Origin of the sequence: Actinoallomurus sp. NBC_01490 (assembly GCF_036227085.1) — a bacterium.
GTDB classification, from domain to species: domain Bacteria; phylum Actinomycetota; class Actinomycetes; order Streptosporangiales; family Streptosporangiaceae; genus Actinoallomurus; species Actinoallomurus oryzae.
In genome coordinates this window covers 10,878,668-10,899,589 of the sequence record NZ_CP109433.1, presented here as the reverse complement: position 1 = coordinate 10,899,589, position 20,922 = coordinate 10,878,668, and the positions used below count along the sequence as shown (strand labels likewise).

The window sequence follows — 20,922 nt, the reverse complement described above, 5'->3', positions numbered from 1 at the left end:
GTTTCTCGCGTTCAGAGCGCAGGCGTGCGCCAATGCGTTTCTTGTCGGCTGACATGTTGCGCGCACCTCGGCCGGATGTTCGCGGATACGGGAAGCGCGTCCGCGTGTATCCCCCAGTATCACCATGCCGCCGAGCGGCTGCACGACTTCACTGTCGGTATCGATGTTGCAGCCGACACATGGGAGCGCGAGGTGCGACCACAGGCCGAGGCGCCCGATGCCATCAAACAGACCGTACTCGCGCGCCTGCGCGAACTCGGTTTCCTGCTGGTTGCGCGCGGCTTAAGCGTTCGCGTTGATGCGAATCACTGGTGTCTGACCGTCATCAACAACGCGGCCTAACCGGATAACCCGTCTGATCCCCTCGCCGTCGCATACGGGTCAGTCATGCTGATTCAGCGCGTGTATCTCGCCCTCGACGACGATTACGCGCTCTGCTGGTACTGGGAGTGGTCAGGGCCTGATCGCAACGAACCGGGCGAGTATGAGTTGCTCTGCCCCGGCGGTGCCATCACCCAAGCCAGCGAGCGGATAACGCGGGTGCTCGCGCTCCGCGACGAGCCGGTCGAAGCGGACGAATGATCGGCCGACGCCGGCGTCGCCCCGGCCGGACGGTAGGAAATCGCCGATCGGAGGCTGACGCGCGTACGTAGCCCGTTGACCGGTCCTACCGCCTGAACCACCGTCAAAGCAAAGGGATGGAAGGAGTTCCGACAATGCTGACCGACAACCGCCACCACTTCCCACTCGACCCAACCACCCCCGACCCTGCTGCGCACGCTGACGGCGAAGCCCTGCCGTTCGGCCTCAAGTGCGCGGTCCGCGCCGACACCATCGACGTCGACCTTCCCTCGATCAGCTACGACCCGGCCAGGCAGATCGCCGTCATCATCGACGGTGACGATGTCCTGCCGGCGATGCGTCACACCAGCACGAAGACCAAGACGACCACCGCGAGCCAGGACCGTAAGGGCAACGACTCGGACACGGACGCCACGGGGACGTGACACCGTGACCGTTCTGGTCCTGACGCACTGGTTCGATCCGACCGCCGACCACGTCGTCGAGGAGCTGAACCGGCGGTCCGTGCCGGTGTTCCGGTGCGACGTCGCCGAGTTCCCCCAACGGCTCACCGTGGCGGCGACGTTGAACGGCACGTGGGCCGGCACCTTGCGTAACCCGACCCGTGAGGTGGAGCTGCGCGAGGTGTCCGGTGTGCTGTATCGGCGTCCGACCGCCTTCGACCTGCCCGACGGTATGTCCGAGCAGGCGCGGCGATGGGCGACCGCAGAGGCCCGGCTCGGGTTCGGTGGCCTGCTGGCCAGCCTCGACACGTGGCTGAACCATCCTCACGCGATCGCCTACGCCGAATACAAGCCCGTCCAGCTTCAGACCGCGGCACAGTGCGGGCTGAACGTCCCCCGGACGCTCATCACCAATGACCCGAAGCAGGCGCAAGCGTTCTGCGAACAGGTCGGCGAGGTCGTTTACAAGCCGATGGCCTCGACCCACGTCGACCAGGACGGCGAACCCCGCATGATCTACGCGACCCGGGTACTGCCTGAAGCCTTCGGCGACCCGGGCATCGCCCACACCGCTCACCTGCTGCAAGAGTGGATCGAGCACGAGTACGCGGTGCGCGTCGCCGTCGTCGACGGGCGTTTCTTCGCCACCGCCATCTACGCGCACTCCCACGCAGCACACGTCGACTGGCGCTCGGACTACGGAGCGCTGACTTACGAGGTTGCGGAACTTCCCGGCGATGTCCGCCGTGGCGTACGTACCTTCATGGCCAGGCTCGGTCTACGCTTCGGCGCGCTCGACTTCCTCGTCCGACCAGATGGCACGCACGTCTTCTTAGAGATCAACCCGAACGGCCAGTGGGCATGGATCGAACAGGCCGCGCCGGCGATCGCTTCGGCCATCGCTGACGCACTCACCGAGGGGCGAACAGATGAATGACACAGAGCTGCGGGCGGCGCTCGTCGAGCAGCTGGCCGGCGCCGGGGTGCTGCGCAGCGAACGGTGGCGGCGCGCGTTCGAGCGCGTGCCACGGCACGTGTTCGTACCGCGTGTGTTCCTCGACCGCGACGCGGACGGATGGTTCGTCCCGCTTGACGGCGACCGCCCAGAATGCCGCGAGGAGTGGCTACGCACGGTGTACAGCGACGACACGCTGTTCACGCAGCTCGACGGCGACGAGCAGGCATGGAAGACAGCTCTGGCCGAACGCCGCGTCACCGGCGTGCCGACCAGCTCGTCATCGCAGCCGGCGTTGATGGCGGGAATGCTGGAAGCGCTCGACATCGAGGGCGGCCGGCGGGTCCTGGAGATCGGCACGGGCACCGGATACAACGCGGCGCTCATGTGCGAAGCGCTCGGCGACGAGCACGTGGTGAGCGTCGACATCGACCCGGCCCTCGTGGACTCCGCGAAGGAACGTCTCGCCAGCCTCGGCTACCGGCCCACCCTCGCGGTCGTCGATGGTGGCGACGGGTTCGCCGACGGTGCGCCGTACGACCGCATCATCGCCACCTGCTCTCTCCCGGCTGTTCCGCCGGCATGGGTCGCTCAGACCCACCGCGACGGCCGGATCCTGGTGAACCTACACCGGCCCCTTGGCGGCGGCGCCCTCGTCCTGCTCACGGCAACAGACGCGGAGCACGCGTCCGGCCGGTTCCTGCCCGACTACGGCGGCTTCATGCCGACACGGACGTATGCGACGCCTGCGGCCCTCGATCTGTACGAGGGCGTCGACCATGCGGACGGGACCACCCGGCCGACCCATGTCACCTTCGATGCCCTCGACGGTCCTTTCGGGATGTTCGCCGCGCTTCGGGTACCGGCCCAGCGTCTCGGCATTGTCCCGGACGACGGCCCCGAACAGGGATGGTTGCTCGGGACTGACGGGTCCTGGGCGTACCAGACGGTCACCGAAGAAGGTGTCTCGGTGGTCAGGCAGTCCGGCCCGATCGATCTGTGGGCTCTGCTGGAGAACGCCCACGCCGAGTGGGACCAGCTCGGCCGGCCACCGCGTCAAGCGTTCGGCCTGACGGTCGGACCCGAGGGGCATTCCCTATGGCTGGATTCGCCCGACAGCGGGCACGTGTGGGATCTCGGTGATATTGCGGCCTGCGGCGACTGGTAGGCCTCACCATCAGCCGGGAGTTCACCGGATGACCCACGGCGCCACCCTGGCCGACGTTATGAACCGTAGCCGCTACCTGCTGTTCGACTTCGACGGCCCCATCTGCAGCATCTTCGCCGGCCTCCCCGCGCCGACGATCGCCGCTCACCTACGCGAGCTGGTGATCGACCGCGGCATCGAACTGTCCGCCGGAGCCGCAACGTCACGCGACCCGTTCGACGTCTTGCGCTTCGCCGCCACCATCAGCCCCGAACTCACCCGCGACGTCAACGACGAGCTACGCGCCATGGAGCTACGCGCCGCCGAGGTAGCCGAGGCCACACCGCACGCCCGCGAGGTGATCGAGGCAGCGCACCAGACCGGCCGCGGCATCGCCGCCGTCAGCAACAACTCTTGCCAGGCCGTGACCCACTACCTCACCGCCCACGGCCTCGCTCCGTATTTCACTGCCATCGACCTGCCGCAACAACTGCTGCGGCTGCTGGGTGCCCGCTGGGACCAGGGCAAGCGACGATTCACACCGCGCCGGGCGCGGCCACGCTGTGGTGGGTGCTGATCGCCCTGGTACGCCGGCGAACTGGACGGAAGGTGGGAGCGTGGCTGCGCGAGCACGTCCCTTGCGGGGAGGGCGGCTGGGCGATCGCGATGATGGCAAGGACCTCCATGGCAGCTGGGACGCCGATGGCCGGCTGGTGCTGTTCTCGGCGATGGCCCACCGGACGGGCGGCCGGGACGCCGTCGTGGTCAGGTAGATCTGGGGAATCAGCCCGCCCTGCACAAGTAGCTCAAGGCTCTGTGCGGCGGCACGTCGCGGACGGGCACGGCCAGACCATCCATGGGCACGGCCGTATCGAATCGCCCAGGCCAACCGACGCCACGCCCAAGACCCCGGCCGCTGCCTCTCCACACTCGGTTTCACGTGATCAAACCGGACAAGACGCAAGAACACCGGAGCCCTGCTGGATGGGTGGTGATCATCCGCCCGCGTGGCGTGATCCTGCTGTGGCGAGCAAGACACGCGTGAGCGCATCACAATGAGCGGTGCGCTCGGCACTGGCCAGGGACGTTCGAGCAGGATGCGGGCGGTGGAAGGGCCCACCGCCCGCATCCTGGCCTCAGCGATCTGCCTCATCTACACGGCGGCTGCGACGCCGGGTATGGCCGGGGCTATCGTGCTGGCCCGCTCGGGAGCAGGTGTTGGAGCACCCACTGGCCGCCGACGTCGTAGACATCGACCAGATCGCGGAAGCGCATGTACATCTCATGCTGCTCGTTCGGCATGACCTTGGTCGCGAATTTCAGCTCCGGCTTCTGTGCCTTGATCGCGTCGACGACTGCGACGTTGCTGCTGAAGTTGACGTTGCGATCGTCGTCGCCCTGCTCGATCAGCGTCGGCGCCGTCCACGAGGCGAGGTTGGCGATCGCGGCATCGCCGGAGTTGCCGGCCATGTCCCAGGCGACCTTGAAGATGTCAGAGTTCCGTGAGACCCCGAGCGACGTCAGGTAGCCGCCGTAGGAGAGCCCGTAGATACCGACCTTCGCGGGATCGACCTGCGGCTGCGCGAGCAGGAATGCCGCGCCGCCCTGGATGTCCTGGTACTCGCTGGCGCTGGTGCCGCCGCGGCCTGGGGCCGTGCGCCATGCATTGCCGTACATGATGCCGCCCCGGTAGTCGACGGAGAGCACGATGCAGCCGTGGCTGGCGAAGTACTCGTTCTCCTCGTACAGGACGGTGTACGTGTCGTAGTAGTGGTAGCCCAACAGCATCTGCCGCGACGGACCGCCGTGTGGGAAGATCAGCGCGCAGCCCGTTGGATGGGTCGGCACGAACAGCTGCCCATGGACGGTCTGATGGTCCACCGACGAGGGGAACGTGACCGCCTTCGGCTCGACGAGCTGGTGCAGCGGGTAGGACTTTGGCAGGCCGGGGCCACCGCGGGCGCGTTTGCCCGCAGCGTCACTGATGTACACCGTCGGTGGGACGTTGTAGCTGCCCTCGGCATAGGCGAGCTTGCCGTCGGCGAGCGGCGCCGGAGCCCACTGGCTCGGGTGACCGCCGGTGTCCGCCTGCGGCGTGCCGCCGTGGAAGCCGACCGAGAACAGGTGCCGTCGGGCGATGTCGCCGATATTGGTGGCATAGATGATCGACTTGTGATCCAGCGTGACCTGCGCTGTCTCGACCTCGCCGTCGCCGGGCGTCAGCAGCGTCGGGGTGCCACCGGCGACTGGCACTGAGTAGAGGTGGCGCCAGCCGTCGACCTCCCACACGAACGCGAGCGTGCCGTCGTCGGACCACATCAGCTGGTCACCCGGTTGGCTCTCGAACGTCGGGTTCTCGTCGAGCGCATAGTAGCTCGAGCCCAGCCCGGGCGAGGCCTGCCAGACCTGCCGCAGCGTCAGCGTGGCCGCGTCGGCGACCCAGATCGACCACGGTTGCCCTGAGATGGTGCGCCGGAACGCGATCTGCGTGCCGTCAGGCGACCACACCGGGTTCGCGTCGCTCGCACCGGTGTGGTCGATCGCCGTCGTCGTGTGCGTGTTCATGTCGAACACCTCGGTGCCGCCCGATCGCGAGTAGAGCAGCTTGGCACCGTCTGGCGAAAAGCGCAGGTTGGACGGGGAGCCGCTGGGCACCGTGAGTAGCGGCTGGGAGCGGCCGACACGCGTCAGATCGCCGCTGGGGTTCCAGGTCAGGGTGGCGCTCATGATGCTCGTGCCGTTGACCCAGACGAGCATGCTGTCGTCGGGCGTGAACGCCGGCGCGAGCCCGTCGCCGAGTAGCCGTGGCTTCCCCCCGCGCGAGGAGACGACGAATACCTGCCGGTGCGGCGGGATGGGCGTCGAGGCCGGATTGAGGATCTCCCCGGCGCTGTTCGGCGAGCTGCCGCGTACATAGGCGACCGCGGCGCCGGTGCGCGACAGGGCGAGCTGCGAGAGCTCTTGCCCATCGTCGTCCGGGTAGTCGACGATCTTGCCCGAATTGCCTCCGACAGGCATGAAGTAGATCGCGCGATCATAGGCCTCGCGCGTGATGTAGGCGATCGAGTGGCCGTCGCCGGAAGGCTGGGGCCCGTAGGATATCGGCGCCTGCAGGATGTCTCCGACCGTGAACACATCGTTGGCGCGTGCCGGCGGCGGGGTCCAACGGCCAAATGAAGGCACGGGCTTGGTCAGCTGCTGGTCGGGAATCCCCGGGTAGCTGCGCACGAACGAAATCTGTTTCCCGCCGGGCGTCCAAGCTGGCGCGCTGTCGGTCCCGAATGACGGGTCGACGTAGCCGATCTTGTTCGTGTTGCTGTCGTAAACCGCGATGAAGCCGTGGTCCCCGCGTGGGTTTTCGAACGCCAGCTGCTTACTGTCGGGCGAAAACACGAGTTTGCCGACGGTGCCGCGAATCGTCAATAGCTGCTTGGGGTCGCTCCAATGCGCCCCCTTGCGGGTCTCCCTCAAGATGCTCTTGGCGTCGTTGGACACCCATGCCGCCTGCTTGCCATCCGGAGACAGCACCGCCCCCGGCGGCGGGGCTGCCTCCGTGGCGTACGCGGCCGTCCCGACGGTGACCCCTGGAACCAGCGCGAGCCCGAGCAAGGGGGCCGCTGCTCCAGCTATCAGCATGTAAATGCGTTTCACCTAACCACTCCAAAATGCGAGTTGGACAAGAATGAAAAGGCGATTCGACAGATGATGCGGATTAGGGCCAGGTGGCGGATCCTTCCTGCTCGACGCACAGCACGCAGCAATTCGGCATGGGACGCCTCCTGATGCTGTTTTGACTGAGGGAAGACCGACTCCGCGACGCTCGCCTCATCAGGCAATGCTGACTGATGTGCAACTCCCGTCACTATTTTCCGGAGAGGCACCCTGGCGCATTGGAACACCGCAGCAATCCGACGTCAACGAACGTGGTCATCGTTGCCAGGCCATGTGATCGCGATGTGTGATTCGGTAGACACTTACTGCTACTAATTAGGTGCCGCCCGTATTAAACTTTTTCCCATCTATCTGTTTCTGTACCGATCGTTTCTTCTGACACACTGGTTTGCGTCCGCTATCGGCCATCGCGCCGCTTTCTTCGATGAACTCCGACAACGGGGCCTTCTCCCTTGATCGTGGACACCACCTCGGGGCCTGGATCACGAGTGGTCCGGGTGAGAGGAGTCCCGGCCCGGCATCGTCTGGCGCGAGGATGACCAGCAGGCCCATCCGCGGCAACGGCCCCCGAGCCATGGCCACCCTGCCCAAGCCGGCCCTCGGCCTGTTCGCCATCCACGGCCGTGCTGCGGGAGTCGTGCCGCCGCGCCGAGGCGGGCGACCCCTGGTCGAAGCTGCGTGCCAGCAGGCACGCCAGGGCCACCAGCAGCGCCGTTAGAGCGGTCTCAAACGTGGTCTCATTCCGACGCATGTAAGCGGGATGCACGTCTGCTCGCCGAGGTACGCCACCAGCTGTCTTAGCTGGCCGGACGTACCTCGGCGGACGTCGCCGAATAGCTTTTACTCGAACTCGTAATGAATAGGTCGTCGGTTCCATTCCGACATGCGGCTCCCAGGTCAAAGGCCCCTTCCGGTCACGGAAGGGGCCTTTTGCTGCCGAGTGGGTGACCAACTGGGTGACTACACCACGAGATCCGGATCCCAGGCGCCGGGGGGAAGACGTCCCAGGAAACGCGGGACGGATCATCTACCGCACAGATTCCTGAGTTGCGACTCGTGGTGGCTGCGGTCGGCGAGGATGCCTTTGGCGTCGTCGGCCTGTGCCAATTCGAAGTAGTCCAGTGACAGGTTCCGCATCTGTGTCTCAACGTCGAGCCTGTCCTCGCGGTCGGCCAGGGAAAGGAACTCGGTCGAGATGCGTCGCAGGCTCGACGCCCAGTTCTTGCGGTTCGTCGCTGGTGGAGGAGAAAGGTCGCTGTCCAGTCGGCGGATCACCTCCGGGCACAGGTCCTGGCGGTTGCTGACAGGAGTCGCTGGGCTGGAGCCGGAAGCGGTGGGAGACTAGCGACCAACCTCCAGTTGGAGGAGGAAGTCCTCCTTCGGCTTCTGTGAGATCGTGATCCGCACGGTGGCCTCGGGGCCGGCCTTGGTCCGGACGACGAAGACGCAGCTCGTGCCGTCCGGTGTGATCTGGGCCGGGAGTATCGCGGACACCGAACGGTTCGTCTGCAGCCAGGTGCGGATGTAGTTGATCTGTGTGGCCTGCAATTTTGCGCCCTGGCCGCAGAACATCCGGCACCCTGAGAATGTCCGGCGCGCCCGGTCGGCTTTGAGTTTCTGCTCGTCTTTCAGGGTGAACCCGGAGGGCGCTCCCAGGGCCGCGGCGACGCGTTTGTTGGCATCGTAGGCGGGGTCCTGACGGGCGTAGACGAGCGCTGCGCCGGCCCCTATGAGGATGAGCGCCGCCGCGGCGGCCACCGTGATCAGTACGGCCGGTCTGCGCCATACCGGCGCGGGACGCGGAGGCGGAGGAACCGGTGGTGCGTAATACGGACGTGGTGGCGGCTCGGTTGCCGTCACCGCGACGGGTGCGGGCGGAGAGAGGGGCGGCGGGGCGAGGGTGATGCGGGTCAGCATCGCCCGGAGGTGGTCGGCGGTCGGACGCCGCGCGGGGTCTTTGTGGAGGAGCGCGTTGACGACCGGCGCGAGCGGACCCGCGGCGGTCATCGGTGCCGGATCGTCGGTGGCGACGGCGACCAGGACGGCTCCGGTGGTCGCGCCCTCGAACGGAGGACGGCCCTCGACGGCCGTGTACAAAGTCGCTCCCAGCGCCCACAGGTCGCAGGCGGCGGTGACGGTCTGGCCGCGGACCTGTTCGGGGGCCATGAACGCCGGCGTGCCCAGCAGTGCGCCCGAGCGGGTGAGAGTGGCTTCGCCGTCGACCACGGCGATGCCGAAGTCGGTCAGCAGGACGCGGTCGCCGTCCAGGAGAACGTTGGCCGGTTTGAGGTCGCGGTGAACGATCCCTGCCTGATGTGCGGCGGTCAGCGCCTCCAGGATCTGCAGACCGAGGGCGGCGGCGCGGTCCGGTGAGGTCGGTCCCTGCTCGGCGAGCGTCATGGCCAGGGAGCGGCCGGGCACCAACTCCATGATGATCCACGGCTGCCCGTCGTCGCCGATGACCAGGTCGTGGACGCCGACGATGCCGGGGTGGCGCAGCCGGGCCGCCGCGCGCGCCTCCCGGTCCAGGCGCGCCGTCCAGGTGGCCCGCTGCTCGCTGTCCAGGTCGTCGGGCAACCGCAGTTCCTTGACGGCCACCTGCCGGCCGAGCCGCTCATCGTGCGCACGCCAGACCGTGCCCATGCCGCCCCGCCCCAGCGGTTCGATCAGCCGGTACCTTCCCAGCAGTACACGCCCAAGATCCTCAGCCACGTCAGGAACGTAGACCAACCACCGCCGCGCCCTCAAACAAACGTTTCAGTTCCTATGCTGGCTGGCCTGGGTCGATGGTGGTTTCATCGAGGTCCGTCGCGCGCCCGACGCAGGCTCCGCGTGACCGAACGGAGGCACCTGACCGCCTGACCGGGTGCTGAAGCGATGTGTTCGCGGGGTGGCGGTGGCGTCGCCTCCCCGCAGGTGCCCTGGCCAAGAGGTTTCTTCGGCTCCTCAGTCCGGCTGGCCACATATCGCGGCCAGTAGCCCCTCGAAATCCTCCGAGCACGGGCCGCACGCGCGCAGGTGCGCGGCGATGCCCGGGTAGCGCTGTTCCGCCCCAGCGTCCTGCGCCACCAGTTCGACGTAGACGTGGAGGAGGGCCATTGCCTTCTCGCACCCCACGTCGCGCGGGTCGGTGTGCAGGAAGCGGTCCAGTTCAGCCCAGCCGTTCATGAGCGCCTCGCCAGGTCGTTGTCCACATGACCGTACGCGGCGAGCGCGACCCGCGGCTCGCGCCTGGCCTCGAACACCGTCTTGTAGATCGCGTTCCGGTGAGAACCGAGCTGGAGGACCAATGCTCGCCGTTGAGTACGAGCGCTGTGCAGATCCGGCGTTGCCGTTCGGTCAACTGCTCCTCCACGGCGCGCTCCGGCGTCGCCCATGTCTTTCATGTTAGCCACCACTCGGCGAGCGAAAAATCCGCAGGTAAGACGCCGAGCGGCAGCGACGCCAACAGGACATGACCAACTCGCAAGCTCCATGGCGAGAGGAATCAATCATGGCGAACGTGTCAGGTATTCCGGCATCACTGGAAAGAGCCGGCAGCCGGATCTCGGTAGCCGGTCGGCTGGTGAGCCGATATGGACTGGTCGTGGTCCTGGCGTGGATCGGTGCGGGCAAGTACGTCAAAATGGAGAGCCGAGTACTGATCGAGCACAGCCCCCTGCTGAGCTGGCTATACGATTTCCTGAGTTATGGGACGGTCGCGAATTTGCTGGGCAGTATGGAAATCATCGCCGCGGCGTTCATCGCTGTTCACCGGCTTTGGCCCAGGGTCTCTGCCATAGGCAGCGCTCTCGCGGTCGTACTGTTCCTGGGAACGCTGAGCTTCCTGTTCACCACCCCAGGGGTCGTGGACACCTTCGCCGACGGGTTCCCGGTACTGTCGGCTCAGCCTGGGCAGTTCCTCCTCAAGGACCTCGTGTTGATCGGCGTGGCGCTATGGACCCTGGGCGACTCACTCGAGGCCGCCCGGAGGGCGCACGCCGCCGGTTCCACGCCGTGTTCGTCCGGGCGTGTGTACCAGAATGAGTGACCGACCAGGCGACAGTGGATGCGCACGTCCACCGACGCGGAGACGATCCCGGGTGGACCGTCCGATCAATGGGCGTTCCCTGCCGCCGACGTCACTCCGCGGTGTCGTGCTGGTGTGGCCGGGTGGTCCGTGCCGGTGGCCGGAGCAGCATCCACCGGTGGCCGAACGGGTCGACGATCACTGAGCCGCGGCCGTAGGGCTGGTCGGTCGGCTCCCGCTCCACCGAGGCGCCGTTGCTCCGGGCGCGTTCGGTCGTGGCGTCGACGTCGTCGACCTCCAGATGGAGTGTGTGGCTGAACGTCGTGGGGGATTCGGGGGCACGTACGGGCACGTCGGGCCAGAGGTCGGACGCTTCGGCGAACATCAGCACCGCGTCGTCGATGCCCACCTCGGCGTGGCCGATCGTGCCGTCCGGGTTGACGTGGAGCTCGCCCCGGCGCTGGGCGCCGAATACCTCGACATACCAGTCCATGGCGCGCCGGGCGTCGGACACGACGATGTAGGGGGTCAGCGCCGGCGGCGGGGCAGGCTCGTGCTCGACCGGGGTCGCGGCGGTCTGTTGGGACATGGTTCCTCCTGGGTGTGCGAGGACCTCCCGGGTCAGCCGCTGCCGCAGGCGCCCGGCGAAGTCGGGGTCCGGATCGACCGGCGTGATGGGCTCGCGCAGAGCCTCGAACGGATCCGTCATCGCGAGCCCTCCTCTCCCTCGTAGATCCGGCGGAACGCGGCCCGGGCCCGTACCAGCAGTGCCTCGGTGGCGTGCACGGTACGGTCCAGGTGCTCGGCCACCTCGGGCACCGGCAGCCCGTCGAGGTAGCGCAGCGTGAGCGCGGCCCGGTGGTGCGCGCCGAGACGGTCGAGCACCTCACGGGCCCGGATCCGGTCGACGGTCGTCTCCCACGGGTCGTCGACGCGCGCCGGCTCGGCGTCCAGCAGGCGCAAGCCGCGTTGCTCCCGCTCGACCCGTCGCCAGTGGTCGGCGAGCTTGTGCCGGGCGACCCCGATCAGCCACGGGATCGACGGATCGGGCGCGCCCGGCTTGCGGACCGCGTGCACGGCGGCCAGGAACGACTCGGCCGTGAGGTCCTCGGCCAGGCCGGCGTCGCCGCAGCGGGCCAGCAGGTAGCCGTAGACGTGCGGCAGCGCATCGTCGTACAGCTTCAGCAGCCCGAACGCCGGGTCGGGCCGCACCTGTGGGTGCGTCACGCTTTCATCGTCGTTCGTGCGGCCGACACTCCAACGGGCCGGTGGCGAACTTTTTGCGGACGGCGACGATCTGTATTCGGGTCGGAACGTGACCGGCCGTGCCGCGGGCCGCGTAACCCGGGACGGATGCCGGATATTCACCACGAGCTTGCCGCGGTTGGCTTCACAGACATTATTGTCTCTCTATCCGACCGCGCGGGATTACCCAGTGAGAGCAGGCGATGGAAGCACCAGACGTCTCCGCGAGGATCAATGAGGCCGTTCAGCGGGCGCAGCTCGGTGCTCATCGGGCGACCTATCCGGCGGCGCTGATGTCTCCGGGCCGGTTAAAGGCGGGCGGCGTGGTGGCGGGTGTGGCGGTGCTGGTGGCGCTGCTCGGCGTGGCCACGGGCGTCATCTTCCTCACGATCCTTGGGTTGATCTTCGCGGTCGTCTTCGGCATCCGGTTCGGGCGGCTGGCGCTGCTGAACCGGCAGAAGGAAGGCCAGCAACTCCTGTTCTTCGACCAGGGGCTGGTCTGCGTCGGCGTCGGCGGGCAGGTCCACGTACGGCGGTGGGACTCCACCACCGTCTACCAGAACACGGTCAGGCACTACCGCAACGGCGTCTACGTCCGCACCAGCTACTCGTACCGGCTGATCGATCCCTCCGGCCAGACCCTCGGGCTCGCCGGCGGGTTCCACCGGCCCGAAGAATGGGGTCAGGCCATCCAGCAGGCCGTGACCGACGCCCAGCTTCCGCGCGCCGTCGCCACGATCCAGGGCGGAGGGGTGCTGACGTTCGGCGACATCTCCCTCAACAGGGACACGGTGTGGGCCTCGGGGAAGTCCGTCCCGTGGACGAGGATCCAGGAGATCAAGGTCAAGGACGGCCGCGTCTCCCTGCGCGTCGAAGGCAAGTGGCTGGCGCTGACCACGACCATGGTGCGATCGATTCCCAACTTCTTCGTCTTCTACGCCCTGGCCGAACGCCTGCGCGTATCCGCCGCCGGCATGAGATAGCGCCGTCGGCGGGAACGCCACCGGGCCCGAGCGGCGTCGTACAGACTGAACCGATCTTCGACGCTCGGGAGTCAGAGCGTGTCCCTCCTTACCAGGCGCCGCCGGGTGCGTCTCTCCCGGCACCGGACGGCCGCCAGTCCGTTCGGGCCGGTACGCATCAGCCATGACCGCTGGCCCTCGGTGATCGTGCATGTGGAGGGGCCGGGCATGCCCGCCGTCACCGTTCTGCCCGGCCGCGGCCTCAGCGTCGACGGGCGGCGCGTGCCGGCGAGACAGGGCGTGGGCAGCGGGTGGGACCTGCGCAGGAAGGCGCGTGCGTGCACCGCCCGCGTCGGCGACCGGGACTACCTGCTGCGGCCGACCGGGCTGTTCCGAGCCCGGCTCCTGCGCGACGGTACGCCCATCGCCGGCGTACGTGGCGGCCTGCGCTCCTACTCTCCCGTCCGCACTCTTCCCGGCATCGACGCCCGGCTGGACTGGGCACCCGGCGTCGACCCCACCGACGTCGCCGTAGGCCAGGCCATGGTGGTCGCCTTCGGCGCGGGCGCTCCAGGTGCTCTGGCCCGGCTGTTCCTCTTCTGGCTCGAGTTCTGGCAATAGCCGTCGCCACGGGCTCAGCCGAGGACGTCTCCGGGCCCGAGCGAGACCCGGGGGACGGCGAACCCCTGGTCGCGGTCCGGCCACGCGAGTTCGTCGGCCTCGATCCGGTACTCCCAGGAGACCAGGTCGAAATCCTGCCGCCGCAGATGGCGGATCGCGGCGTCGCGGTCCCAGGTCGGAATCGCGGAACGACGCGGTCTCGCGGTGAAGGCCCCGGCCCGTCCGGTGTAGACGGCGACCTCCTCCCGATTCCCGTTGTTCACGCCGTACCGGAGAAAGGGATTGCGGGCCGGATCCGGGGAGTACTCCAGCTCGTGCAGGCCGGACCAGTGGACTTCGACCACGCCTTCCCCGAACTCCGACAGCAGCCGCGCCGTCGTGACGCCGTCCGCGTAGGCGAGTTCGAAGTCCAGCCGCGCCATGCCCGACAGGGTAGATCGACCGGACCGTCGGGCGTCAGCGCCTCGGCATGCCTCCGTGCGGACTCTCGACGACCAGCGGAACCGAGCCGGCCGCCAGGTACGGATGGCCGGGGAAGTGGTCGACGTGCAGGTGGCCGCCGTCCTCCATGGCGGCCATGTCACGGAGGTTGTCGGCGAGTACGGCACGCGCCTCGGCGTCACCGTCGATCAGCAGAGTGCCCTCTGAGACGTCGACCCGGACGCCCGGACCGGCCGTGCCGACGACCCGTACGGCCGTGACCGCGCGGCCTTGCGGCGACGTGGGGGAGCAGGCGAACGATCCCTCGCCTGCGGCCACCGCGGCCGCGAGCCGCGAGAGTTCGGTCGTCGTCGCGACGAGACACAGTTCGCGGCTGTTCGGATAGGACAGGATCTCCATCGGCGTTCCTCGGCTGGTGTCCGCGGCGATCGCGCCGGCGGGCTCGGGCGCGTGCCGATCCTGCCGTCGTCGGAGGGGGCCTCTACGCTCACCCGCCATGAATCCCTCCGAAACGCCTACCGGCAGCGGGCTGTTCCGGCATACGGCGCGGGAGCGTACGTGGGAACCCGCCGCGCCCACCGACCGGGACTCCGCGGAGGCCGTCGAACGGCACATCCAGCGGCACTTCGGGAAGATCGCCTTCGTGTGGCACGAGATGATCTCAGACCTCGTCCACATCGACGTGCACGTGGTCGAGCCGACCCCCGAGCGGCCGTTCTTCACCCTCGTCACCTCCGGCATGAGCGACCTGCCCATGACGGTGCCGGATGGCGTCGGCCCGTATGCCGAGCTTCTCATCTGCCTGCCCCCGGACTGGCCCTTCAGCGCCGACGGCCAGAACGAGGACGAGAAGGCGCACTGGCCGATCCGGCTGCTGAAGATGGTGGCGCGCCTGCCGCACGAGTACGGCACGTGGATCGGGGTGTGGCACTCGGTGCCCAACGGCGATCCGGCCGAACCGTACGCGGACGGTACCCCGTTCGCCGGTGTCCTCGTCGCGCCGATGATCAATCATCCCGAGGAGGCGCGCACCATCACGACCGCGGAGGGGAAGCAGATCTCGCTGCTCGCCCTCGTACCGCTGCATCCCGCCGAGATCGATCTGAAGGTGACCGAGGGCACCCAGGCGCTGCTCGACGCGTTCGACCGGATCACGGTGAGCGAACTGTTCGACCCGGCGCGGCCGAGCAGTGTCTAGGCGAGGAGTTCGCGTAGGGCCTTGGCGACCTCGGCAGGGGCCTCCTCGGCCATGAAGTGGCCGTACGTCACGGAGGAGTGTCGCAGGTCGGAGGCCCAGGCGCGCCAGAGGGCGACCGCGTCGTAGCCCAGGGCCGCGCCCCAGTCCTGCTGGAGCACGGTCACCGGCATCTCCAGCCGCCGCCCGGCCGCGCGGTCGTCCGCGTCGTGCCGTACGTCGATGCCGGCGGAGGCGCGGTAGTCGGCGACGATGGAGACCACGGCGGCACGGCAGGCGTCCAGGTACGCGGCGCGGACGTCGGCGGGGATCGCCGTACGGTCCAGGGCCCAGATGTCGAGGAAGTGGCCGAAGAACGCGTCCGCGCTCGCGGCGATCATCTGCTCCGGCAGGCCGGGCGGCTGGGCCATCAGGAACAGGTGGAAGCCCACCGCGGCCGTCGTGCCGTGCATGACCTCCCACATGTCCAGGGTCGGCAGGACGTCCAGGCAGGCCAGGTGGGAGATCGCGTCGGGATGGTCCAGGCCCGCGCGGAACGCGACCAGGGCGCCCCGGTCGTGCCCGGCGAGCGCGAAACGTTCGTGTCCCAGGGCCCGGGCCAGGGCGACGACGTCGGCGGCCATCGTGCGTTTCGCGTACGTCGTCTCATCGTCGGCGGGCGGCTTGTCGCTCGCCCCGTACCCGCGCAGGTCGGGGCAGATCACCGTGTGGTCCGCGGCGAGGTCCGCCGCGACGTGCCGCCACATCAGGTGGGTCTGCGGGAAGCCGTGCAGCAGCACGATCGGGCTGCCGGTGCCGCCGACGGCGGTGTTCAGGGACACGCCGTCGGCGACGGGGACGCGGCGGTAGTCGAAGCCGGGGATGGCAGGCGGCATGGTGCCGTCCTTTCCGTACGGTGGAGGAACGAGAACACCAGGCAGCCTGCCGGGCGCGAATGAGCATCCGGTCAGCGCGACGGAGAACGTGACGGAAGAGGGGACGGGCGGGTGCGGTTCGGGGTGCTGGGGCCGGTGGAGGCGTGGGACGCCGACGGGGCCGCGGTCGACCTGAAGGGGCCGCGGCACCGCGCGGTGCTGGCCCGGCTGATCATCGCTCGCCGCCGCGTCGTCCCGGTCTCCCGCCTGGTCGACGACCTGTGGATCGATCCGCCCGACGGTGCGGTGAGCGCCGTACGGACCTTCGTCGGGGCGCTGCGCCGCGCGCTGGAGCCGGGGCGACCGCCTCGCGCGCCCGCCCGGCTGCTGGTCACCGAGGGGCCCGGGTACGCGTTGCGGGCCGATGACGTGGACGCCTGGCGCTTCGAGCGGGCCGTCGCCGCCAAGCGAGCGCCGGAGGAGACCCTCACCCGGCTGACCGAGGCGCTCGGATGGTGGCGCGGGCCCGCGTACGCGGAGTTCGCCGACCAGGACTGGGCGCGGGCGGAGCGGACCCGGCTGACGGAGCTGCGGCTGCACGCGGTCGAACGCCAGGCGGAGGCGCGGCTCGCCCTCGGCGCCGCCGGCGAGGCCGTGCCCGACCTGGACGCGCACGTGGCCGAACACCCGTGGCGCGAGGAGGGGTGGCGGCTGCTCGCCCTCGCCCTGTACCGGACCGGCCGCCAGGCGGACGCCCTCGCGGTGCTGCGCCGCGCGCGGGAGACCCTGGCCGACGCGCTCGGGCTGGATCCGGGGCCCGGCCTGCGCCGCCTGGAGGCGGACATCCTCACCCAGGATCGGCGCCTGGACACGCCGGTGACCGCGGCGGCCCGGCTGTGGACGGACGCGACCGCCGCCTATGACCGTACGGTCGCCGCGGGCGCCCGCGCCCGGATCGAGTCCACGGTCGGGCTGATGCGGAACCTCGCGGTGACCGGGGGCGGCGGCCTGGAGGCGGCCCGGACGCACCGCATGGCGGCGATCGCCGCGGCCGAGGAGTTCGGCGACCCGGTACTCACCGCACGGGTGATCGGCGCGTACGACGTCCCGGCGATCTGGACGCGCAGCGACGACCCACGGCAGGCGGCGGAGATCGTCGCGGCGGCCGAGCGTGCGCTCGCCGCCCTGCCCGCGGACGCGCCGGCGGCGCGTGCCCGCCTGCTGGCCACCGTCGCGCTGGAGATGCGCGGCACCCGCTCCCCGCGGGGACCGGAGGCCGCGCGCGAGGCGGAGGCACTCGCCCGCCGCCTGGACGACCCGGCGCTGCTGGCGTTCGCGCTCAACGGCACGTTCATGCAGTCCTGTACGCGGGCGGGGCTCGCCCGCAGCAGGGACGCGATCGGCGTCGAGCTGGTCGGACTGGCCGCGCGGCACGGACTGGTGACCTACGAGGTGCTCGGGCATCTGATCCGGATCCAGGCACGCGCCGCGCTCGCCGACTTCGCGACGGCCGATGAGCACGCGGCCGCCGTGGACCGCCTGGCCGCGCGGCACGAGCTGCCCCTCGTCGGCGTGTTCACGCAGTGGTACGCGGCGCTGCGGCTGGCCGCCGAGGGCCGGGCGTCGGCCGAGGACGCCTACCGCGCCGCCGCCGTACGCCTGGAGGGCGCGGGGATGCCCGGCGTCGAGCAGGGGCTGCTGCCGCTGGCGCTGCTGTGCCTGCGGCTCGGCCCGGAAGCCGAGGTCGACCCCGACGCGGACTGGGGACCGTACCGGCCGTGGGTCGAGCCCCTCGCCCTGCTGCGGTCGGGACGCCGCGCCGACGCGCGTGCGGCACTGCGCGCGCTGGAGGAACCCCCCGCGGACCTGACGTACGAGGCGCTGTGCTGCCTGGAGGCCGAGGCCGCGCTCGACCTCGGCGACCGGGTGGTGCTGGAGCGGACCTACCTACGGCTCCGGCCGGCCGCGGGCGAACTCGCGGGCGCCGGCACGGGCCTGTTCACCGCCGGTCCGGTCGACCGGCGGCTCGACGCGATCTCCGCCGCGCTGCGCGGCTGAGAGGGAACCCGGCCGGGGCGTACGGCGTCTCATCAATGCCTCGCGAAAAATAAGGTTGCCTCGCCGAGATGATTCCTTACGATAGAGACCAGAAAGCACGGACGGAGAAAGGAGCACGCGATGACGTACGAACCCGGCGCCAAGGCGGCCGAGTGTCCGTGTGCTTCTCCGAGTGATGCGGACGAGCCCGAACGGACCTCTGGATAGCGACGTTCAGTCCTGATTCAGAGGCCGCCGGAGGAGACGTCCCCAGCGGTCTTTTCTTATCTCTTCATGCCCTCATGCGGGCACGGATATTGACAACTCCACAGCGGAGAACATCGGCTCGTGAGACACCGCTCACGAGCACTTGGGCCGATGGTGAAACGGAATCATGCCTCGCTTGCACCGAGGAGTTCCTGGGTTCGAATCCCGGTTGGTCCACGAGTCGCCGCCCGTCGCGGCGACATTCGACGGAACGTAGCCCAGCTTGGTAGGGCGCCGCCCCCGGGAGGCGGAGGTCGCAGGTTCGAATCCTGCCGTTCCGACGCATCGCGATGACACACGCGATGGCCTGCCGTACAAGCCGAACGGGTGAGGCACCTGCCTTCCAAGCAGGGGGATCGGGTTCGAGTCCCGAGTACGGTTCCGCGGCCGCGGCGACGCGGCCGGACGGGATGTGGCGCAGTTTGGAGTGCGCGCCCGGCTGGGAGCCGGGAGGTCGTTGGTTCGAATCCAGCCGTCCCGACGTGAGCGCCGTAAGCATAACGGGTGATGCACCGGGCTCTTACCCCGGGTTAACAGAGTTCGAGTCTCTGACGGCGTACTGAGGAGAGGTGCCAGAGCCAGGCTTATCGGGCACTCCTGCTAAGGGTGTGAGGACATTGTGCCTCCGTGGGTTCGAATCCCACCCTCTCCGCTTTGAGGAAGGCGTCCGGCTGGACGAGGAGCGCTCCCGGAAAGGGCGTCGGCGGTGGAAACGCCGCCTCGGGGTTCGAGTCCCCGGCCTTCCGCCGCACGGCCGGTATTCGCCGGGCCGTGTTTCCTGCCCCGTTGGTCGACGCAGGTGAAGACGCCGGACTCTCAATCCGGAGATCGCGGGTTCGATTCCCGCACGGGGTGCGCTGGGCGCAGTAGGCAAATCGGGTACAGCCGCCGGACCTTCACTCCGGTGTTTGCGGGTTCGAGTCCCGTCTGCGCTGCGTTGGAAGAACGTCGCGTTGAAAGAACGTCGCGATGGAACAACAGGGTCGTGCGGAGCAGTGGAGTGCTCACCTGCCTGTCACGCAGGGGACCGCGGGTTCGAGTCCCGTCACGACCGCCACGCCGGGCCGCAGGGGCTCCGGCGTACCCAGGGCGCGGTTCTCGCGGGTGCGGGCGGCGGCTTGCAACACCGACCGGTCTCCGGGTTCGACTCCCGGCCGCGTCTCCGGAAGGGTCCGATGTTCTCCGCTGTGGAGCCGTTCATCGCGAGTAGCCTCGACGGCAGCGGGTCACGGGATCCTGGTCGCGCCGAGGAGAGCATGATGAGCAGCTCATCTGTCCCGCCGTACCGGCTGAACCCGGCCGGCGGCAGCCCGCACGCCGACAACGCCCGGCTGCTCGCGCACGGTCCCGTCGCCCCGGTGCTGCTTCCCGGGCAGGTCGAGGGCATGGCGGTGCTGGGGCACGAGGCGCTGAAGGACTTCCTCTCCCGGGCCGACGTCGCCAAGGACGCCCGGCACTTCACCGCGCTGCGCGACGGCCGCATCGACGCCGGCTGGCCGCTACGGACCTTCGCCACGGTACGGGGCATGACCACGGCCGACGGCGCCGACCATCGGCGGCTGCGCTCGCTGGTGAGCAAGGCGTTCACGGCCCGGCGGGTGGAGCTGCTGCGTCCGCGGGTCGAGGCGATGACGGCCGGCCTGCTCGACGGTCTCGAGCGCGCCGCCGAAGACGGCGTCGTCGACCTGATCCACCACTTCGCGCTGCCGCTGCCGATCGGGGTCATCGGCGAGCTGCTCGGGATCGACGACGAGTACCGCGACACGCTGCACCGCCTGTCCGACCGGGTGGTGGCCACGGACGCCGGCCCGGAGGAGGTCATGACCGCCAACCGGGAGATGGCGGCCCTCCTGGGCGCGGTCGCCGCCGCCCGCGCGGAGCGACCCGGCGACGACCTCACCAGCGCGCTGATCGCCACGCGCGACGAGGACGGCGACCGGCTCAGCCAGGAAGAGCTCATCGGCACCCTGCTCCTGATGGTCGTCGCCGGGCACGAGACCACGCTGGCCCTGATCGCCAACGCGGTCCGCGCCCTGTGCGCCCACCGAGACCAGCTCGACCTGGTCACGAGCGGCGAGGCGGGCTGGTCCGACGCGGTCGAGGAGACCCTGCGCTGGGACGCGCCCGTCAGCTTCTTCCCCTTCCGCTACCCGGTCCGCGACCTGACGGTCGACGGCACGGTGATTCCCCAGGGCACTCCCGTCCTGGCGGGCTATTCGGCCGCGGGCCGCGACCCGGCCGCGCACGGCCCGGACGCCGATCGCTTCGACGTGACCCGGCCCCGCCGCCCGGACGCCGTGCGGCATCTCTCCCTGGGACACGGCGCGCACTTCTGCCTCGGCGCCCCGCTGGCCCGCATGGAGGCCACGATCGCGCTGGAGCGGCTGTTCACCCGCTTCCCGCACCTCGACGTGGCCGGCACGGATCTTCCCTATCGCTCCAGTTTCGTGGGCAACAGCGTGCGCGCCCTTCCGGTACGCCTGTGAGCCCTC

23 protein-coding genes, 9 tRNA genes and 1 pseudogene are annotated in these 20,922 nt (G+C 69.2%); 24 read left to right on the top strand and 9 right to left on the bottom strand.

Annotated features, from left to right (window positions below):
• Window positions 1–75 precede the first annotated feature (75 nt).
• The 7 genes from OG417_RS50285 (at window position 76) to OG417_RS50255 (ending at window position 3,900) form a co-directional block, all read left to right on the top strand.
• On the top strand, window positions 76–342 hold the full coding sequence (locus OG417_RS50285; protein WP_329245745.1) for a hypothetical protein: 267 nt from the start codon (window positions 76–78) through the stop codon (window positions 340–342).
• A 45-nt stretch (window positions 343–387) separates the two neighbouring features.
• Window positions 388–582: a hypothetical protein gene (locus OG417_RS50280; RefSeq protein ID WP_329245742.1), complete on the top strand. Its 195-nt coding sequence runs from the start codon at window positions 388–390 to the stop codon at window positions 580–582.
• A gap of 134 nt (window positions 583–716) precedes the next feature.
• On the top strand, window positions 717–1,007 hold the full coding sequence (gene tgmA, locus OG417_RS50275; protein ID WP_329245739.1) for a putative ATP-grasp-modified RiPP: 291 nt from the start codon (window positions 717–719) through the stop codon (window positions 1,005–1,007).
• 4 nt (window positions 1,008–1,011) lie between these two features.
• Entirely contained in the window at window positions 1,012–1,962 is a 951-nt protein-coding gene (tgmB, locus tag OG417_RS50270; RefSeq protein WP_329245736.1) for an ATP-grasp ribosomal peptide maturase, read from the top strand.
• On the top strand, window positions 1,955–3,148 hold the full coding sequence (gene tgmC / locus OG417_RS50265; RefSeq protein WP_329245733.1) for an ATP-grasp peptide maturase system methyltransferase: 1,194 nt from the start codon (window positions 1,955–1,957) through the stop codon (window positions 3,146–3,148). Before tgmB ends, tgmC begins: the two co-directional genes overlap by 8 nt.
• Before the next feature lie 28 nt (window positions 3,149–3,176).
• A complete protein-coding gene (locus OG417_RS50260; protein WP_329245729.1) occupies window positions 3,177–3,704 on the top strand; it encodes a hypothetical protein in 528 nt (175 codons plus the stop codon).
• A 40-nt stretch (window positions 3,705–3,744) separates the two neighbouring features.
• Window positions 3,745–3,900, top strand: a complete 156-nt coding sequence (locus OG417_RS50255; protein ID WP_329245726.1) for a hypothetical protein — start codon at window positions 3,745–3,747, stop codon at window positions 3,898–3,900.
• Between the two features lie 415 nt (window positions 3,901–4,315).
• On the opposite strand, the gene OG417_RS50250 is transcribed toward OG417_RS50255, so the two are convergent.
• Window positions 4,316–6,778 carry a S9 family peptidase gene (locus OG417_RS50250; RefSeq protein WP_329245723.1) on the bottom strand — a complete coding sequence of 821 codons (2,463 nt, stop codon included), beginning with the start codon at window positions 6,776–6,778 and terminating at the stop codon, window positions 4,316–4,318.
• A 556-nt stretch (window positions 6,779–7,334) separates the two neighbouring features.
• Here OG417_RS50250 and OG417_RS50245 point away from each other — a divergent pair.
• Window positions 7,335–7,517: a hypothetical protein gene (locus OG417_RS50245; protein ID WP_329245721.1), complete on the top strand. Its 183-nt coding sequence runs from the start codon at window positions 7,335–7,337 to the stop codon at window positions 7,515–7,517.
• Window positions 7,518–7,822: 305 nt separating this feature from the next.
• On the opposite strand, the gene OG417_RS50240 is transcribed toward OG417_RS50245, so the two are convergent.
• The 3 genes from OG417_RS50240 to OG417_RS50230 all read right to left on the bottom strand — a co-directional run bounded on the left by OG417_RS50240 (window position 7,823) and on the right by OG417_RS50230 (window position 9,967).
• A complete protein-coding gene (locus OG417_RS50240) occupies window positions 7,823–8,074 on the bottom strand; it encodes a hypothetical protein (protein ID WP_329245718.1) in 252 nt (83 codons plus the stop codon).
• Window positions 8,075–8,140: 66 nt separating this feature from the next.
• On the bottom strand, window positions 8,141–9,511 hold the full coding sequence (locus tag OG417_RS50235; protein WP_329245716.1) for a serine/threonine-protein kinase: 1,371 nt from the start codon (window positions 9,509–9,511) through the stop codon (window positions 8,141–8,143).
• A 234-nt stretch (window positions 9,512–9,745) separates the two neighbouring features.
• Entirely contained in the window at window positions 9,746–9,967 is a 222-nt protein-coding gene (locus OG417_RS50230; protein WP_329245713.1) for a hypothetical protein, read from the bottom strand.
• A 325-nt stretch (window positions 9,968–10,292) separates the two neighbouring features.
• Between OG417_RS50230 and OG417_RS50225 the strand changes: the two genes are divergently transcribed.
• Window positions 10,293–10,829, top strand: a complete 537-nt coding sequence (locus tag OG417_RS50225) for a YkgB family protein (protein ID WP_329245711.1) — start codon at window positions 10,293–10,295, stop codon at window positions 10,827–10,829.
• A 91-nt stretch (window positions 10,830–10,920) separates the two neighbouring features.
• On the opposite strand, the gene OG417_RS50220 is transcribed toward OG417_RS50225, so the two are convergent.
• Both OG417_RS50220 and OG417_RS50215 read right to left on the bottom strand, forming a co-directional pair.
• Window positions 10,921–11,517: a VOC family protein gene (locus OG417_RS50220; RefSeq protein WP_329245708.1), complete on the bottom strand. Its 597-nt coding sequence runs from the start codon at window positions 11,515–11,517 to the stop codon at window positions 10,921–10,923.
• Window positions 11,514–12,035, bottom strand: coding sequence for an RNA polymerase sigma factor (locus tag OG417_RS50215; RefSeq protein ID WP_329245705.1), 522 nt, complete (start codon window positions 12,033–12,035; stop codon window positions 11,514–11,516). The genes OG417_RS50220 and OG417_RS50215 overlap by 4 nt, the downstream gene beginning before the upstream one ends.
• Before the next feature lie 221 nt (window positions 12,036–12,256).
• On the opposite strand from OG417_RS50215, the gene OG417_RS50210 reads away from it, so the two are divergent.
• A complete protein-coding gene (locus OG417_RS50210) occupies window positions 12,257–13,036 on the top strand; it encodes a DUF6585 family protein (RefSeq protein ID WP_329245701.1) in 780 nt (259 codons plus the stop codon).
• Between the two features lie 78 nt (window positions 13,037–13,114).
• Window positions 13,115–13,636 carry a hypothetical protein gene (locus OG417_RS50205; protein ID WP_329245698.1) on the top strand — a complete coding sequence of 174 codons (522 nt, stop codon included), beginning with the start codon at window positions 13,115–13,117 and terminating at the stop codon, window positions 13,634–13,636.
• A gap of 14 nt (window positions 13,637–13,650) precedes the next feature.
• Here OG417_RS50205 and OG417_RS50200 read toward each other — a convergent pair whose 3' ends face one another.
• Together OG417_RS50200 and OG417_RS50195 are read right to left on the bottom strand one after the other, a co-directional pair.
• Complete coding sequence (locus tag OG417_RS50200; RefSeq protein WP_329245696.1) at window positions 13,651–14,058, bottom strand: hypothetical protein; 408 nt, start codon at window positions 14,056–14,058, stop codon at window positions 13,651–13,653.
• Between the two features lie 34 nt (window positions 14,059–14,092).
• Window positions 14,093–14,476 carry an Imm32 family immunity protein gene (locus OG417_RS50195; RefSeq protein WP_329245693.1) on the bottom strand — a complete coding sequence of 128 codons (384 nt, stop codon included), beginning with the start codon at window positions 14,474–14,476 and terminating at the stop codon, window positions 14,093–14,095.
• A 97-nt stretch (window positions 14,477–14,573) separates the two neighbouring features.
• Between OG417_RS50195 and OG417_RS50190 the strand changes: the two genes are divergently transcribed.
• A complete protein-coding gene (locus OG417_RS50190; RefSeq protein ID WP_329245689.1) occupies window positions 14,574–15,275 on the top strand; it encodes a suppressor of fused domain protein in 702 nt (233 codons plus the stop codon).
• Here the strand turns inward: OG417_RS50190 and OG417_RS50185 are convergent.
• On the bottom strand, window positions 15,272–16,147 hold the full coding sequence (locus tag OG417_RS50185) for an alpha/beta fold hydrolase (RefSeq protein WP_329245686.1): 876 nt from the start codon (window positions 16,145–16,147) through the stop codon (window positions 15,272–15,274). The two genes, OG417_RS50190 and OG417_RS50185, sit on opposite strands and share 4 nt — an antisense overlap.
• Window positions 16,148–16,258: 111 nt before the next feature.
• On the opposite strand from OG417_RS50185, the gene OG417_RS50180 reads away from it, so the two are divergent.
• The 12 genes and pseudogenes from OG417_RS50180 (at window position 16,259) to OG417_RS50125 (ending at window position 20,916) form a co-directional block, all read left to right on the top strand.
• The gene (locus OG417_RS50180) at window positions 16,259–18,184 is read left to right on the top strand and encodes an AfsR/SARP family transcriptional regulator (protein ID WP_329245683.1); all 1,926 of its coding nucleotides are present in this window, start codon (window positions 16,259–16,261) and stop codon (window positions 18,182–18,184) included.
• Between the two features lie 351 nt (window positions 18,185–18,535).
• Window positions 18,536–18,607 (top strand) — tRNA-Ala (locus OG417_RS50175).
• A 30-nt stretch (window positions 18,608–18,637) separates the two neighbouring features.
• A tRNA-Pro gene (locus OG417_RS50170) sits at window positions 18,638–18,711 on the top strand.
• A gap of 28 nt (window positions 18,712–18,739) precedes the next feature.
• Window positions 18,740–18,811 (top strand) — tRNA-Gly (locus OG417_RS50165).
• Window positions 18,812–18,836: 25 nt separating this feature from the next.
• Window positions 18,837–18,911, top strand: a tRNA-Pro gene (locus OG417_RS50160).
• A gap of 5 nt (window positions 18,912–18,916) precedes the next feature.
• Window positions 18,917–18,989, top strand: a tRNA-Lys gene (locus OG417_RS50155).
• Window positions 18,990–18,993: 4 nt separating this feature from the next.
• A tRNA-Ser gene (locus tag OG417_RS50150) sits at window positions 18,994–19,082 on the top strand.
• Window positions 19,083–19,210: 128 nt separating this feature from the next.
• A tRNA-Glu gene (locus OG417_RS50145) sits at window positions 19,211–19,285 on the top strand.
• A 5-nt stretch (window positions 19,286–19,290) separates the two neighbouring features.
• Window positions 19,291–19,365: transfer RNA gene (locus OG417_RS50140), tRNA-Glu, on the top strand.
• A 46-nt stretch (window positions 19,366–19,411) separates the two neighbouring features.
• Window positions 19,412–19,487 (top strand) — tRNA-Asp (locus OG417_RS50135).
• A gap of 31 nt (window positions 19,488–19,518) precedes the next feature.
• Window positions 19,519–19,592, top strand: a pseudogene (locus OG417_RS50130).
• A gap of 97 nt (window positions 19,593–19,689) precedes the next feature.
• A complete protein-coding gene (locus tag OG417_RS50125) occupies window positions 19,690–20,916 on the top strand; it encodes a cytochrome P450 family protein (RefSeq protein ID WP_329245680.1) in 1,227 nt (408 codons plus the stop codon).
• The last annotated feature ends 6 nt before the right edge of the window (window positions 20,917–20,922 follow it).

Coding starts and splice junctions, on each gene's coding strand:
- OG417_RS50285 (WP_329245745.1), top strand. CDS start 76: ATGTTCGCGGATACGGGAAGCGCGTCCGCGTGTATCCCCCAGTATCAC.
- OG417_RS50280 (WP_329245742.1), top strand. CDS start 388: ATGCTGATTCAGCGCGTGTATCTCGCCCTCGACGACGATTACGCGCTC.
- tgmA (WP_329245739.1), top strand. CDS start 717: ATGCTGACCGACAACCGCCACCACTTCCCACTCGACCCAACCACCCCC.
- tgmC (WP_329245733.1), top strand. CDS start 1,955: ATGAATGACACAGAGCTGCGGGCGGCGCTCGTCGAGCAGCTGGCCGGC.
- OG417_RS50260 (WP_329245729.1), top strand. CDS start 3,177: ATGACCCACGGCGCCACCCTGGCCGACGTTATGAACCGTAGCCGCTAC.
- OG417_RS50245 (WP_329245721.1), top strand. CDS start 7,335: ATGACCAGCAGGCCCATCCGCGGCAACGGCCCCCGAGCCATGGCCACC.
- OG417_RS50230 (WP_329245713.1), bottom strand. CDS start 9,967: ATGAACGGCTGGGCTGAACTGGACCGCTTCCTGCACACCGACCCGCGC.
- OG417_RS50225 (WP_329245711.1), top strand. CDS start 10,293: ATGGCGAACGTGTCAGGTATTCCGGCATCACTGGAAAGAGCCGGCAGC.
- OG417_RS50220 (WP_329245708.1), bottom strand. CDS start 11,517: ATGACGGATCCGTTCGAGGCTCTGCGCGAGCCCATCACGCCGGTCGAT.
- OG417_RS50210 (WP_329245701.1), top strand. CDS start 12,257: ATGGAAGCACCAGACGTCTCCGCGAGGATCAATGAGGCCGTTCAGCGG.
- OG417_RS50200 (WP_329245696.1), bottom strand. CDS start 14,058: ATGGCGCGGCTGGACTTCGAACTCGCCTACGCGGACGGCGTCACGACG.
- OG417_RS50195 (WP_329245693.1), bottom strand. CDS start 14,476: ATGGAGATCCTGTCCTATCCGAACAGCCGCGAACTGTGTCTCGTCGCG.
- OG417_RS50190 (WP_329245689.1), top strand. CDS start 14,574: ATGAATCCCTCCGAAACGCCTACCGGCAGCGGGCTGTTCCGGCATACG.
- OG417_RS50185 (WP_329245686.1), bottom strand. CDS start 16,147: ATGCCGCCTGCCATCCCCGGCTTCGACTACCGCCGCGTCCCCGTCGCC.
- OG417_RS50125 (WP_329245680.1), top strand. CDS start 19,690: ATGAGCAGCTCATCTGTCCCGCCGTACCGGCTGAACCCGGCCGGCGGC.